Origin of the sequence: Brevibacterium antiquum CNRZ 918, from assembly GCF_900169145.1 — a bacterium.
Taxonomy (GTDB): domain Bacteria; phylum Actinomycetota; class Actinomycetes; order Actinomycetales; family Brevibacteriaceae; genus Brevibacterium; species Brevibacterium koreense.
In genome coordinates, this window is record NZ_FXZD01000006.1 from 65,778 (window position 1) to 80,125 (window position 14,348).

Here is a 14,348-nt window from a genome sequence, read left to right on the forward strand (position 1 = left end):
GCGGCTCCGCTGAAGCGGAACTGCCGGCCGTCGATCGTTGGCTCAGAGGCTCAGGTCACTCCTGGTCGGGGTGTTTGCGCAGGTGGATGATCGCGGCGCCGAGGCCGCCCCAGACGGTGACCATGGCGATGATCATCATGACAATGGCTGATGTACCCATTTTCGGACTCCTCATTTCTCTTCAGTGGTCAGAAGGCCTTTGCCGGCACGTCCGCCTGATTTCTTGCTGACAGCTGGGCCAGAACCGCTCCCGGCCGCATTGCGTTTGTTCTCTTCAGCGACGGAATCGGCGATGGCGGCCTCCGTGGCGTCGATCGACGACTGTGGCCACCTGATCAGAGTCAGTGCGAAGGCGAGCACGGCGAGCAGACCGATCATGCCCCACCCGAAGACCCCGGTGAGACCTGCCGGATAGTCTTCGTAGCCCTCCGTGGCAAAGGTGATGATCTGCTGAACCAGCATGTAGACGAGCAGCACCGGAGTGATCAGGCCGACGCAGGCAAGCCACAGCTTATTGACCTTGAAGCTGGAGACTGCATTGAGGTGGTCGCGCAGGATGGGCAGCTTGCCCAGATCGCCCTTCAGCACCCAGCCGACGACAAGCAAGGCGACGACAGCTGCGCCGACGATCCCGAGGTTGTTCGCCCAAGCATCCATGGTGTCGAGAACGTAGAGACCGGTGACCGTGGTCATCAGGACGATCGAGACGATGGCCATAGCGCCGCCGACGATGAAGATCGAGAACTTGTTGCCCCAGCCGAACTTCTCGCGCAGAGCCTGGATCGGGACCTGAACGATCGAGATCAGCGAGGTGAGTCCCGCGAAGACGAGGCAGGCGAAGAAAGCGACGCCGAAGAACGCTCCGCCGGGCATCTGCGAGATCAGCGTCGGGAAGGCAACGAAGGCCAGCCCGATGCCGCTGGAGGCGACATCGCCGACCTCGACGCCCTGTGCCGCGGCCATGAAGCCGAGAGCTGCGAAGACGCCGATGCCCGCCAGGATCTCGAACGCGGAGTTCGAGAAGCCGACGACCAAGCCGGACCCGGTCAGGTTCGTCTTCTTCTTCAGGTAGGAAGCGTAGGTGATCATGATGCCGAAGCAGATCGACAGTGAGAAGAAGATCTGACCATAGGCGGCGATCCACACCTTCGGATCCGTCAGCGCGTCGAAGCTCGGAGTGAAGAGTGCGTTCAGCCCATCGGCTGCGCCAGGCAGGAACAGGGACCGGATGACGAGGATGAGGAAGACGACCACGAGCAGTGGAATGAAGATCTTCGAGAAGCCGGCGATGCCGTTCTGCACTCCGAGGACCAGGATGCCGATGGCGACGACCCAGACCAGGATGACCGGAATGAGCACCCCGGGCACGAACTCGAAGGACACTCCGGGGTCGCCCATCTTGAGGTATTCGCCGAAGAAGAAACCCTCCGCGTCGTCTCCCCATGACTGTTTGAGGGAGAAGACCATGAAGCAGGCAGCCCAAGCGATGATGGCGGCGTAGTAGACGCCGATGACGAAGGCGATGCCGGTCTTGAACCAGCCGATCGGCTCCGCACCACGGCTGAGGGTGCGGTAGGCCAAGGGTGCTGCCGCACGGGTGCGGTGACCCAGCGCGTACGTGAAGAACAGCAGCGGGATGCCCGCTGTCAGCAGTGCAACCAGATACGGAATGAGGAATGCGCCGCCGCCGTTCTCATAGGCGACGTATGGGAAGCGCCAGATATTGCCGAGGCCCACTGCCGAACCGATGGCTGCGAAGATGAACGCGCCGCGGGTGGCGAAGACCTCCCTCTGGGGTGCTTTGGTGGGAGACATGATGTCCTTTCTGTCCAACCACGTTGTTGTGAGGTTGTTGCCGATGGGGCAGTCTGCTGTGACCGTGCAGTCGGCAAGCTAGCGTACCGCTTCCGAGGGGTCCCGTCAGGGGCGGTGCGGACGCGGATTCGTTGACCGACCACCAGCATACTGGGAGTTCTCTGTGAAATGTGCCACGTATCACGTGATCTGAGTTACAATCACATATCAAATGTTGGACACCTCATAGTCGCCCGCTGGTCATGCTCTCCGCTCAGGCGGCAACACCCCGCCTGTCCCCGGTAGACTTGAATATGTGACTATCGCTCTGTACAACACCGCCAGCCGCACGACCGACGAACTGCGCCCCGTCAATGCCGGGCACGTGGGCATCTATGTCTGTGGTGCCACTGTGCAGGGCGAGCCCCACATCGGCCACCTGCGCTCCGCCTCGGTCTTCGACCAGCTTCGTCGCTGGCTGATGTACCGCGGCTACAGCGTCACTCTGGTCCGCAACGTCACGGACATCGACGACAAGATCCTGTCGAAGTCCGCCGAGGAGGGCCGGCCCTGGTTCACCCATGCCTTCACATACGAGCGGGCCTTCACCCAGGCCTACGCCGCCCTCGATGTGCTGCCTCCCAGCTACGAACCCCGCGCCACCGGGCACATCACGGAGATGATCGAGCTCATCGATCGACTCCTCGACGCAGGCTATGCCTACCAGGCTCTCGACGGCAGCGGTGATGTGTACTTCGCGGCCACCTCTTGGGCGGACTACGGGGAGCTGACCAACCAGCGCCTCGATGATATGGAGCCCGCCAACGATGCGGATATGCGGGGGAAGAAGGACGCCAGGGACTTTGCTCTGTGGAAGGCGCACAAGCCCGGCGAGCCCGACACCGCTTCGTGGCCGGCTCCCTGGGGTCGCGGCCGACCGGGCTGGCACATCGAATGCTCGGCCATGTCGACGAAGTACCTCGGCGAGAATTTCGACATCCACGGAGGCGGACTGGATCTGCGTTTCCCCCATCATGAGAACGAGCTGGCCCAGTCGCGCGCGGCTGGTGACCGGTTCGCCAACATCTGGATGCATTCGGGCCTGCTCAACGTGGGCGGGGACAAGATGTCGAAGTCACTGGGCAACTCGGTCTTCGCCTCCGAGCTCTTCCACCGTTACAGCCCGCTGGCTGTGCGGTATTTCCTCACCGGTGCCAGCTACCGGTCGATCCTCGAGTTCTCACCCGAGGCCATGGACCGGCAGACCGCCTCGCTCGACCGTTTGGCGAACTTTCTCCAGCGAGCTCGGCAGGCACTTCGAGACGAGGCGCCGGCACTGCCCGATGTCAGCGACTCCTACCGCGGTCGCAGCGTCGACGTGCCCGCGGAGTTCGCAGCCGCCCTCGACGACGACCTCGGCGTGCCCCGCGCACTGTCCGTGGTCTTCGCGAAGGTCACAGAGGGTGCGAAACTCCTCGACTCCGGCCAGGACCGGAACATACTCAGACAGATCGTCGCCGAGGTGGAGCTGATGCTCGATATCCTGGGAGTCAATCCCAGCGCCGAGGCGTGGGCTCAGTCGGGAGCGAATGCGACGGTGGAATCGGCGCTGGATTCCCTCGTCGATGCGCTCGCCGCACAAAGAGCTGAGGCGAAGGCGGAGAAGGACTTCGCCACCGCCGATGCGATCCGCGACAATCTGGCCTCCGCCGGAATCGTCATCGAGGACACGGCCGACGGTTACCGCTACCACGTCAAAGACAGTTGACCCCACTGCACTCTTCTCAGGAAATCTCTCCCGGTGACGAACTTCGGTTCGTGACCACCTACGACTCTTAAGGATTCACATGGCTTCCAACCCACGCGCCGGCGGCTCGAAGAAGGGCCCGACCAAGGGCTCCGGCGGCAAGAACAAGCGCAGCCTCCAAGGCAGGGGCCCCACGCCCAAAGCCGAGGACCGTGTCTATCACAAGGCACATAAGTCGGCAGCGGCCAAGAAGGCGTCGAGCGCCCATCAGGCCAGGCGCCGCAAGAAGGAGAACGGTCCGAACATGGTCGCCGGACGCAACTCGGTGCTCGAAGCTCTGCGTGAGGACGTTCCCGCAACCACGATGTACGTCGCCGGACGCATCGACTCGGACGACCGTGTCCGGGAGGCCATCACCCTGGCGACCAAGCGCGGCATCTCGATGCTCGAAGCGAGCAAGCCCGACCTTGACCGGCTCACCGACGATGCGATCCACCAGGGCATCGCCCTGCAGATCCCACCCTATGAGTACGCCGAGCCCCGTGACCTGCTCGCGGTTGCCGCCGACCGCGCCGAGGCTCCGCTGCTCGTGGCACTCGACGGCATCACCGATCCCAGGAACCTCGGTGCGATCGTGCGTTCCGCCGCAGCCTTCGGTGGTCACGGCGTCATCATTCCCGAGCGTCGGGCCGCGTCGATGACCGCTGCCGCGTGGAAGACCTCCGCCGGTGCTGCGGCCCGCATCAAGATCGCCCAGGTCGTCAACCTGGCTCGTGCCATCGACGAGCTCAAGAAGCAGAACGTCTTCGTCGTCGGACTCGACATGGACGGAGACGTCGAGCTGCCGGAACTGACCTTCAGCCGCGACCCGGTGTGCATCGTCGTCGGCTCCGAGGGTAAGGGCATCTCTCGCCTCATCGCCGACAAGTGCGACCAGGTCGTCTCGATCCCGATCGCTGCGACGACGGAGTCCCTCAACGCGGGAATCGCCGCGGCCGTCTCCCTGTACGAGGTCGCCCGCACCCGCCGCGGCTGATCTGCCGGCGGTCATCGCCCCACAACTACCTGAGGGCGGCCCAGCAACCTTGCGCGAGGTTGCTGGGCCGCCCTCAGGTAGTTGTGGGGGCTGTTGGGAGTGCGCCTGGAAAGTTGGCCAGGTGTGGTGGCTAGCGTGAGATGCTGGCGCGGTAGTCGCTGGTGCTGAGTGCGCCGACGCGTGAGTGGCGGCGGCTGTAGGTGAGGTAGACGACGAAGCCGACGAGCATCCAGAGGCCGAAGACCACCCAGGTGGTCCCGCCGAGGTTGATCATGAGGAACGCGCATGCCAGGGAGCCGAGGATCGGGATCGTCGGGCCGAAGGGCACCTTGAATGAGCGTGGTAGGTCCGGGCGTTTGACGCGGAGGTAGATGACCGCGATGTTGACGAGACAGAAGGCGAACAAGGTGCCGATACTCGTGGCATTCGCGAGTTCGCCGAGCGGGATCAGTGCCGCGGTGATCGCCACGAGCACGCCTGTGACCAGGGTTCCCACCAGGGGAGTGCCCGTGCGCGGAGAGACGATGCCGAAGACCTTCGGGACCATGCCGTCGCGTGACATCGTGAGCAGGATGCGTGACTGTCCGTAGAGGACGGTGATGACGACCGACAGGATCGCGAGCACCGCGGAGACGGCGAAGATGAAGACCGCGAGGTTCGACTGCGTGAGTTCGTGGACGATCTGGACCAGGGGAGCGGTTGAGGTCTCGAACCACTGCCACTGCCGGGCACCGATTGCAGCGACGGCCACCAGTACGTACATGGTGGTGACGATGACCATCGAGAGGATGATCGCCCGCGGCAGGTCCCGTTTCGGGTTCTTCGCCTCCTCACCGGCAGTCGACGCAGCATCGAAGCCGATGTAGGAGAAGAACACACTCGACGCCGCGGCGGTGACTCCGGCGGCGCCCATAGGCAGCATCGGCGCGAAGTTGCCGGCCTTGAACGCGGTGAACGCGACGATGGCGAAGAAGATGAGGATGCCGAGCTTGACGAACACGATGATCGTGTTGACGATGCCGGATTCCTTGGCCCCGCGCATGAGCAGGACCGTGGCGAGGAGGACGACGACGAGTGCCGAGAGGTTGATGACTCCGCCTTCACCATCGGGGCCAGCCGACAGTGACGGCGGCAGCGACATCCCGAAGATCCGCAGCGTCTCATTGACGTAGTCGGCGGCACCGACGGCCACCGCAGCCACGGAGACCGCGTACTCGAGGACGAGGCACCACCCGCAGACCCAGGCGACGCCTTCGCCGAGGGTCGCATAGGAATACGAATAGCTTGACCCCGACACAGGAACCATGCCCGCCATCTCCGCATAGCTGACGGCAGAGAGCAGAGCGGTGATTCCAGCCAGGATGAAGGCCAGCCAGACGGCAGGGCCAGCGATCGGAACGGCCTCGCCGAGGATGACGAGGATGCCTGTGCCCAAGGTGGCGCCGACACTGATCATCGTCAGCTGGAAGACGCCGAAGGTTCTGCGCAGACCGCCGGTGGACGCGTCCTGGGTGTCCTCGACCATGCTGCTGATCGACTTGCGACGGACCAGCTGACTGGCCAGTCGAGGCCGATCGGTCGCTGTTGCAGAGGGCTCTGTTGTAGAGGTGACGTTGTCTCGAGCGGTCATGCGAATATTCTTCCACGCGCAGCCATGGCGGCCGCACGCGACCGCCTGCAACGGCCGCACACGACCGCCTGCGCCGGCCGCACGCGCCGGCCGCACACGCCTACATGCTGCGCCTGCGTTCGGCCGGAGCCTTACAGCCGTGGGGAGAAGCGACCGTCCTGGGCCATCCAGCCTCCGTCGACGAGCTGCGAGTGTCCCGTGACATACGTCGAGGCGTCGGATGCGAGGAACAGCACAGGTCCGGCGATTTCGTGGAGGTGCCCCCAGCGACCCAGAGCGGTCTTCTCCGCATAGGCGGTCCACCACTCCTCATCGGCCTTGATCTGCTGGGTCAGCGGAGTGTCGAAGGGCCCGGGCAGGATCGCATTGACGCGCACGCCCTGTGGCCCCAGCTCACTGGCCAGCGTCTTCGTCAGCTGCACGACACCGGCCTTGGCCGCGGCGTAGAGGCCCTGACCAGGCTCGATGGCCAGAGCCCGGAACGATGAGTAGGTGACGATGGAGCCGCGGCCCCGCTCGGCCATTTCGGTACCGAATCCGCGCATCAGGCGATAGGTGCCCTTGAGGTTGATGTCGATGACCCGGTCGAATTCCTCGTCGGTTGTCGACAGCAGTCGCTTGCGCACGTTCGCGCCCGGGGTGATGACGAGCACCTGGGCGTGAGGATGGGCTGCGACGAGGGCGTTGACCGATTCGGTGTCGGTGATGTCGACGTGTGCGGCCTCTGCACCCGGCGCCGAGGTGGCGCTGTGCCCGCCCTTGCCTGTGTTGCCGGAAGCGCCCTGGCGTTCGGTGATGATGCGCACGGTCTCCTCGGCGCCATCGAGGTTGAGGTCGGCGACGACGACGTGGGCACCGGCATCGGCGAGGCCGATTGCGCTCGCCTGGCCCAATCCGGATCCTGCCCCGACGACGACGGCGGTGCGGCCGCTGAGGTCGAAGAGGGAAGGGATCGAAGGGTTGTTCTCATTCGTCGGTATGGAATTCTGCTTCGTCGACGTTGAGTTCTTCGGGACTTGCGACATCGGAGGTCCTTTTCATAGCACTGGCGGTTCAGGCGGGGATCGCCTCATTGTCCTCAAAGATATGCCCGCCGAGGCGGCACGAGGGTCCACGTTCCACCTGGTGGAATCCCAGCCCAGGCGATCTCCGCCGAACCCAGCCCAACCGATCCCTGCCGAACCCAGCCCAGGCCTGTTCCGGTCGGGTCGTCCTCAGAACTTCTGGCTGTCGACGTACAGTGCCTCATCGGGGAGGTTCGCGAGGTAGTCGACGATGAAGTAGGCGATGGCCTCCATCGTGGGGATGTCGCGTTGCCTGGCAAAGGACATCACGCGCCGGTGCTCGACGAATTCGTAGAAGATCTGGCCTGGTTCGAGTTTGTGCGTGAGGTTCTCCGGGATGGCGGAGATCAGGGGCTTGTAGACCTCGTCGAGCCACAGCCGGGCGGCCTCGCCCTCGTCGAGTTCGACCGGCAGCTCACCCGAGCCGTGCGCGCCGCCGGTGAAGCCGGGAGCACTGCGGTGGGAGTCGAGGTCGTTGAGCATGGTCCGCGCCTGGTTCTCGTTGGCACCGATGCCCGTCAGGCGCAGAAGTCTGCGGGAATGGTGGTTGGGTTCGACGACCTTCGGTTCGACCAGCAGGCTGACGCCGTCGAGGTCAGTGGTCACGGTGAGTTCGCCCAGGTCGAATCCCAAGTCGTTGAGGCGGCGGATGCGCTCGTCGATGCGCCACCGTTCGTTGACAGAGAACTCCTCGACCCGAGTCAGCTCGGTCCACAGTCCGTTGTAGGCCTCGAACAGGCGCTCACCGGCCGCCAGCGGGTCGACCGCAGAATCGATGAGACCCGCGGCCTGCAGGTCGAGGAAGTCGCCGGCGATGTTCGTGCGCGCGATGCGCAGATCCATCTGCCGCTGACCGTCCGAAAGCTGGTCGTGGAGCTCACCGGTCTCCGCATCGACGACATAGGCCGCATAGGCATCGGCGTCACGCCGGAACAGGGTGTTTGACAGGGACACATCCCCCCAGTAGAAGCCGACGAGGTGAAGCCTGGCCAGCAGGACCGCCAGGGCATCAACGAGGCGACCGGTCGTGTCCTCGGCCAGGGCTCGTGAGAACAGCGCACGGTAGGGCAGCGAGAAGTCCAAGTAGGCCGTCAGCAGTGCTCCAGGCAGGTCCGTCGCCGAGGCGGTGGACCGGTTGGTCACATAGGCGCGGGGTTCGACCGTGGGGACAGCCAGGTTCCCGAGCACACCGAGGATGTCGAATTCGCGCAGGGCCCGTCGGTCGTCGGTCTCCTTGATGGCAAGGACCTCCTCGCCGATCTCGACGAAGCGCACGACGTGTCGGGAGATTCCGCGGGGCAGCCCGCCGAGGAAGTCCTGGGGCCAGTCACCGAGGGGAAGGTGCCACGGGAGTCGTGCTATCGCTGCATGGTCGGAACTGCGGACCGCGTGGATCTGCGGAGCTGAAGTCTCGGGCACCGATCAGGAGTCCACGTCCGCGATCGAGGCGACGAGCGCCTCGGCGACTTCAGGTTTCTCCACCCCGATCAGACGCCCATGGTCGAGGAATGCGATGCGATCGCCAAGGACCTTCGCGTCCTCGAGGTCCGCTGTGGCATAGAGGGTGGTCAGCCCGAATTCCTGCTGCAGATCCTTGACCAGGCGCAGGGTGTCGGCCTGGTGCTCGGGGACGAGGTTGACGACCGGTTCGTCCATGATCAGGACCTTCGGCTGACGAACCACGGCCCGGGCCAGGGCGATCGTCTGGCGCTGCAGGGCGGAGAGATCACCGGGGACGGCATCGAGGATGTCGCGCAGCCCGATCTTCGAAGTCACGGACTCCACGCGTTCACGGATCTCCTCGGCAGGGAGACCATCCACACGGAGTGCGAAGCCGAGGTTGTCGCGCACGCTCATGTGCGGGTAGAGGGCGTAGCTCTCCAGGGCAAGGGTGACATCGCGATCATTGACCGCGGCATGGGTGACATCGACACCGTCAATGAGGATCGTGCCAGTCTTGGGAGCCTCGAGGCCGTGGAGCATCCGCAGGATGGTCGACTTGCCGGATCCGGACGGGCCGTAGAGGACGACGAACTCGCCGTCGTCGATGAAGAGATTGAACGGATGCACCGAGGGAGACACGGTGTTCTCATAGGCATGACTGAGGCCATTCAACGACACTGTTGACATGTTTCCTCCTAAAGTGTTCCTGAGCAGCTGGTCATCGGTGACCTGGCGGGGATGCTCAGTCACGTTCATCCTAAGCCGTCGAATGTGCTCGAAGACAGTCGATTCGACAAAGCGTAGAGTGATTCTCAGCACTGTGTCAGCACCCAGCCGCGCAGCTGGGTGGATGCTGGGTAGGAATCCGCGGATCTCGCGATTGTGCAACAGATCGTCGAATGCTGACGCTGACGCTGACGCTGACGCTGACGCCGTTGACAACCGGGACAGGGACGGCGGTGACCATCGCCGAGGTGGTCGTCGGGAAGTCTGGCCCCGATAGACTTCACGGTATGAAGGTCAAGCTCGACGATGTCGCCGCCCGGGCAGGCGTGTCCCTGGCGACGGTCTCCCGCGTCCTCGGCAGGCGGGGCGCGGTGGCCGAAGAGACCCGGGCCCGAGTGCTCGACGCGATGGACTCGCTGGGCTACTCTCGCTCCACCCTCCTGCATGAGGCGCCGAGGCGGCTGGTCGCTGTCAGCGCGCCCGGAAATCCCGAATACTGGCAGGTTCAGGTCTGCACCCGCGTGGCCACCGAGCTGCAGGACCATGGTCTGCTCATCACCAGGCCTCCTGTCGAGACCGAAGTCGCCCCGCTTCAGGTGGCGGTCGATGCCGGGGCTGTCGCGCTCGTGACTCCGACGCTGACGAGCCTGCACACCGACATCCCCTGCATTCGCGTCGACGAACAGTCGGCAGTGGAGACCGACGATGCCAGCGGTGACATCATCGCCGCCCGCCTCGACCTCGGCGGGGGCATGACGACGGCCTTCGAACATCTCCAGGCCATCGGACACCGACGCATCGGTCTGATCTGCAATGACAGCGGTGAGCTTGCGGTACAGCTGATCAGGCGATTCCGCGCCGAACACCCCTCACGCAACTTCGGGATCAGGCTCGACGACTGGATCGCGCAGGTCCCGAAGTCCTTCTCCGGCGGTTCACGCGCCGTCCTCGACCTCAAGGATGCGACCTGCACAGCGGTGATCGTGCAGTCGGCTCTGCAGCTGCACGGGGCTCTGCACGGTCTGCGCAACCGGCACCTGCAGGTGCCGCGGGACATGTCGATTGTGGGTTTCGGAGATTCACCGACGATGAAGTTCACCGGACCACCGGCCACCGTTCTCGGCATCGACGTCGAGGGGCTCTCACAGGCACTCGTCACCGCGACCTTGTCGACACTGAAGATCTCCGGTGAGGACCTCCAGTCGGTCCCGCCGGTGTTCCGGCCCCGGCTGCTGGCACGAGCGTCGACGACGGCGGCGAGACAGTGAACCCGGACTCGGGCCCGGGTTCGATGCCGAGTGTGCCCGAATCCGGTGAGCACAAGCACGTCGGGCTCGGCGAGATCGCAGGTGCGGCAGGAGTATCGAAGGCGACGGCTTCGCGGGCCCTGCGCCACCCCGAATCGGTGTCGCCGGGCTCACTGGCCAAGGTCAGGCAGGCCATGGCGATCTTCGGCGTGGACTCGGGCAGCCAGGACACACCCACCGGGCCGATGATCGCCCTGGTCCGGCCCGCCGCACCGGCGGGCAACGTCGACCCCTATGCACGCCTGTTCGACCTTCTGACCAGCAGAGTCTTCGCTCAAGGGATCGCTGCTGTACACGTGGAGGCCGTCGCGAACCGAGCGGATTCACTGGCTCAGTCACTCCTCGGCCCGGCCGGCAGCGAACCTCACGTGCAGGGCGCGATCATCCTCGGCGGGGGAGCGGCCGGTGAGCTTGCCGCGAAGCTGGCCGAGCGCCACCTGCCGCAGATCAGGGTCTCCAACGCCCGACACGAGGACGGGGTCTCCCGCATCGTCCTCGATGCCACGGACGGCATCGCAACCGCGGTGCAGCACCTCGTGCACCTGGGGCATCGTCGGATCGGGCTTGCCGTGCTCCGCGACTCCGCCGCAGCCGGACGCATTGCCGGGTTCCGTAAGTCCATGGCCCAGATCCTCCACATTCCCGCCACCCGTGACCAGGCGCCCGTTGTCGAAGCCGCGGGAGGCACCATGGCCGGAGTCGCCGCGGCCGAGGAGCTGCTCCACCTGCAGTGTTCAGCCGTCATCGCCTGTGCGCCCGCGCTGTCGTTCGGCATTCTCGAAGCCGCAGCCCGGGCTCGCCTCGACGTGCCGCGTGACCTCTCCCTGCTCACGGTCGGTGATATGCCCGATGCCGATGTCATCGCTCCGCCCCTGTCGCAGGTCAGCTATGACTGGGAGGCGATCGCCGTCTCCGCGCTGGGCGAGGTGAGGGCGATGATGGCGAATCCTGTCGAGGCCGTGGCCATCGACTATTCGGTGACTCCGGACCTCGTCCTGCGGGCCAGCGCAGTGCCGCCCCAGCGACGCTGACAGAGGCGTCGCCGAGGCGCCTCAGGACCGTGGCAGCTGTGCGCGGCGTTCGTGCGCGATGCGTGTGAGGAGTTCTGCGACCGCACTGGGGTCCGTGATCCGCCACGGGGCGCGGGTCGGGGCCGGCCCGACCTTGATGCCCAGGCCCATGGTGAAGTCTTCGAGTTCGGCGAAGGCATCCTCGTCGGTGACATCGTCGCCGAGGTAGAGGACCGCTGCAGGGGTCCCTGCTGCGATGAGAGCCCGCAGGCCATCGCCCTTCGTTGCCGTCTTGACTGCGAGTTCGGTGATGTCGTGGCCCTCGATGACGCGGATCCCGGGATGTTCGGACTGCACGGCGATGACATGAGCGTGCAAGGCGGATGCGAATTCCGCGTCGAGGCCGCGCGTGTGCACCGTGCGCGAGAATGGCTTCCGCTCGACCCTGACCTCGGTGACCGAGCCCGAACCAGACTGCGAGCCCAGGCCTGATCCCGACGACAAGTCGTGTTCGAAGGAGTCGATGTGGGCGTCGATCGCAGTGAGCATCTGCTGTTCCTCGGCGCTGACCTCAGGCTGAGTCATCGTCACTGCGGGTGACGGAGACGATGCCGGCGATGACGCGCCCAGGTCCACCTCGGCGCCGTGCGAACCCACCAGCCACACGCCCTCGGGTGGGTCGGTCAGATGCCGCAGGGTTGCGATGTCCCGGCCGGAGACCAGAGCCACCCGGGTGCCGGGCAGGATGCTGAGATCAGCGATCGCGCGTTCGGACTTCGGGAGCATCCGGGACAGGTCGGGGTTGTCACGCAGGGGTGAGAGCACACCGTCGAAGTCGAGGGCGATGAGGACCGAGTCTGCGTCCGTGACCCGCCCGAGGTCAACCTCGGCGGGCAGCGAGAAGGCGGGATCCGACAGCGGTGTCGGGGTCGGTCCGGTGCAGGTCTGGGAAGGTGGACTGGCAGCCGGATCCGATGTCACTGATGGTCCTCACTGGGTGCAGGTGTGTCGACGGTGGAGGTGATGCGGTCAGACGCCGTCGTCGACCGGTCCGGGAGGGCGGCGGGACGGTCGGGGATGATCGCCTCCGGATTGGTGTGGATGGCCTCGAGTTCGGCGAGGAATCTCTTCGACCAGATGCTCACGGTGTCCGTGGCGATCTTCTTGCGCATCTGCTTCATCCGGCGTGACCGTGTCTTCTGATCCATCTGCACGGCGTCGAGGATGCCGGCCTTGAGGTTGCCGATGTCGTGCGGGTTGACCATCACAGCACCCTTGAGCTGATCGGCGGCACCGGTGAATTCGGAGAGCACGAGGGCCCCGTCGTCGCGTCGTCGACACGCCACGTACTCCTTCGCCACGAGGTTCATTCCGTCGCGCAGGGCGGTCACCAGCATGACGTCGGCGGCGAGGAAGAATGCCGTCATCTCGTCTCGTGGATAGGAATGGTGGAGGTAGTGCACAGCGATGGACCCGACTTCGGCCTGCTCTCCGTTGATCCGACCGACGGCGAGCTCCACATCGTGGCGGATGATCTTGTACTGTTCGAGCCGTTCTCGCGACGGGGTCGCGATCTGGATCAGGACGACGTCCTCGATGTCGAGCTTCCCCTCGGCCAGCAGCTCCCCGAAAGCCTTGAGCCGGTGCCGGATGCCCTTCGTGTAATCCATCCGGTCCACCCCGAGCATCACGACCTTCGGATTGCCGACCTCCTCGCGGATCTGCCGGGCGCGCTCGATGATCTTCGGATCACGTGCCAGCTCTTCGAGATAGGGGGTGTCGATGGAGATGGGGAAAGCCTCAGCTCGAACGGTGTGCTCTGGCAGGAAGTCACCGGCTGGGACGGCGACCGTTGACCCCTTGGTCGTGAAGTTGAGACGTCCGCGAACCGCACGTCGGAAGTTTGCAGCATCGGCCGGACGCTGGAATCCGATGAGATCAGCGCCGAGGAGGCCGCGGAGGATCTCGTCGCGCCAGGGCAACTGGCCGAAGAGCTCGAACGGTGGGAAGGGGATGTGGTTGAAGAACCCGATCGCCAGGTCGGGACGCATCCGGCGCACCAGCTGCGGGACCAGCTGGAGCTGATAGTCATGGACCCAGACGGTCGCACCCTCGGCAGCCACCTCGGCGACCTTGGCCGCGAAGCGCTCATTGACACGCACGTACGAGTCCCACCACGTGCGGTGGAACTCGGGCGGGACGATCACATCGTGATAGAGGGGCCACAGTGTTGCGTTGGAGAATCCTTCGTAGTACCTGAGGACATCCTCACTCGTGAGGGTGACGGGAACCAGATGCATCCCGTCGATCGTGAATGGGTCGAAATCGACGTCGGCCACCCCGGTCCAGCCGATCCACGCGCCCTCCTGCGATTTCATCACCGGAGCCACTGCAGTGACCAAACCCCCAGGTGAGGTACGCCATCCTTGGCTTCCCTCGGCAGGGTCCCGGTCCACTGGCAGTCTGTTCGCGACGACAACGAAATCGCTGTCGCCATACGCGGATGCTGAAGTGGTCTCGGCAGAGTTGACGGTGTCCATCTGCGCCTCCTCCTGAGTTTGTGCTTGGAATGAACTGTACCCGCTCGACTA

The 14,348-nt window shown here is 64.8% G+C and carries 12 protein-coding genes; 4 read left to right on the forward strand and 8 right to left on the reverse strand.

What is annotated here, in order from left to right; all coding sequences use genetic code 11:
- Window positions 1–55: 55 nt before the first annotated feature.
- Together BANT918_RS09820 and BANT918_RS09825 are read right to left on the reverse strand one after the other, a co-directional pair.
- Window positions 56–160: a methionine/alanine import family NSS transporter small subunit gene (locus tag BANT918_RS09820; RefSeq protein WP_101620077.1), complete on the reverse strand. Its 105-nt coding sequence runs from the start codon at window positions 158–160 to the stop codon at window positions 56–58.
- A gap of 11 nt (window positions 161–171) precedes the next feature.
- Window positions 172–1,815, reverse strand: coding sequence for a sodium-dependent transporter (locus tag BANT918_RS09825; RefSeq protein WP_101620078.1), 1,644 nt, complete (start codon window positions 1,813–1,815; stop codon window positions 172–174).
- Between the two features lie 295 nt (window positions 1,816–2,110).
- On the opposite strand from BANT918_RS09825, the gene cysS reads away from it, so the two are divergent.
- Window positions 2,111–3,562, forward strand: a complete 1,452-nt coding sequence (gene cysS / locus BANT918_RS09830; protein WP_101620079.1) for a cysteine--tRNA ligase — start codon at window positions 2,111–2,113, stop codon at window positions 3,560–3,562.
- Window positions 3,563–3,641: 79 nt separating this feature from the next.
- Window positions 3,642–4,577 carry a 23S rRNA (guanosine(2251)-2'-O)-methyltransferase RlmB gene (gene rlmB, locus BANT918_RS09835; protein WP_101620080.1) on the forward strand — a complete coding sequence of 312 codons (936 nt, stop codon included), beginning with the start codon at window positions 3,642–3,644 and terminating at the stop codon, window positions 4,575–4,577.
- A gap of 130 nt (window positions 4,578–4,707) precedes the next feature.
- On the opposite strand, the gene BANT918_RS09840 is transcribed toward rlmB, so the two are convergent.
- The 4 genes from BANT918_RS09840 to BANT918_RS09855 all read right to left on the reverse strand — a co-directional run bounded on the left by BANT918_RS09840 (window position 4,708) and on the right by BANT918_RS09855 (window position 9,464).
- Window positions 4,708–6,207 (reverse strand): amino acid permease, encoded by a 1,500-nt coding sequence (locus BANT918_RS09840; protein WP_101620081.1) that lies wholly within the window; start codon window positions 6,205–6,207, stop codon window positions 4,708–4,710.
- A gap of 131 nt (window positions 6,208–6,338) precedes the next feature.
- Entirely contained in the window at window positions 6,339–7,232 is an 894-nt protein-coding gene (locus BANT918_RS09845; RefSeq protein ID WP_233429373.1) for an SDR family NAD(P)-dependent oxidoreductase, read from the reverse strand.
- A gap of 189 nt (window positions 7,233–7,421) precedes the next feature.
- Window positions 7,422–8,690 carry a DUF4032 domain-containing protein gene (locus tag BANT918_RS09850; protein ID WP_101620082.1) on the reverse strand — a complete coding sequence of 423 codons (1,269 nt, stop codon included), beginning with the start codon at window positions 8,688–8,690 and terminating at the stop codon, window positions 7,422–7,424.
- 3 nt (window positions 8,691–8,693) lie between these two features.
- A complete protein-coding gene (locus tag BANT918_RS09855; protein WP_101620224.1) occupies window positions 8,694–9,464 on the reverse strand; it encodes an ABC transporter ATP-binding protein in 771 nt (256 codons plus the stop codon).
- 149 nt (window positions 9,465–9,613) lie between these two features.
- Here BANT918_RS09855 and BANT918_RS09860 point away from each other — a divergent pair, with 149 nt between their 5' ends.
- Both BANT918_RS09860 and BANT918_RS09865 read left to right on the forward strand, forming a co-directional pair.
- Entirely contained in the window at window positions 9,614–10,708 is a 1,095-nt protein-coding gene (locus BANT918_RS09860; protein WP_233429371.1) for a LacI family DNA-binding transcriptional regulator, read from the forward strand.
- Complete coding sequence (locus BANT918_RS09865; RefSeq protein WP_233430432.1) at window positions 10,705–11,778, forward strand: LacI family DNA-binding transcriptional regulator; 1,074 nt, start codon at window positions 10,705–10,707, stop codon at window positions 11,776–11,778. The genes BANT918_RS09860 and BANT918_RS09865 overlap by 4 nt, the downstream gene beginning before the upstream one ends.
- Window positions 11,779–11,799: 21 nt before the next feature.
- Here the strand turns inward: BANT918_RS09865 and BANT918_RS09870 are convergent, their stop codons facing one another.
- Complete coding sequence (locus BANT918_RS09870) at window positions 11,800–12,738, reverse strand: trehalose-phosphatase (protein WP_101620083.1); 939 nt, start codon at window positions 12,736–12,738, stop codon at window positions 11,800–11,802.
- Window positions 12,735–14,297: an alpha,alpha-trehalose-phosphate synthase (UDP-forming) gene (locus BANT918_RS09875; RefSeq protein ID WP_101620084.1), complete on the reverse strand. Its 1,563-nt coding sequence runs from the start codon at window positions 14,295–14,297 to the stop codon at window positions 12,735–12,737. Before BANT918_RS09875 ends, BANT918_RS09870 begins: the two co-directional genes overlap by 4 nt.
- Between the last annotated feature and the right edge of the window lie 51 nt (window positions 14,298–14,348).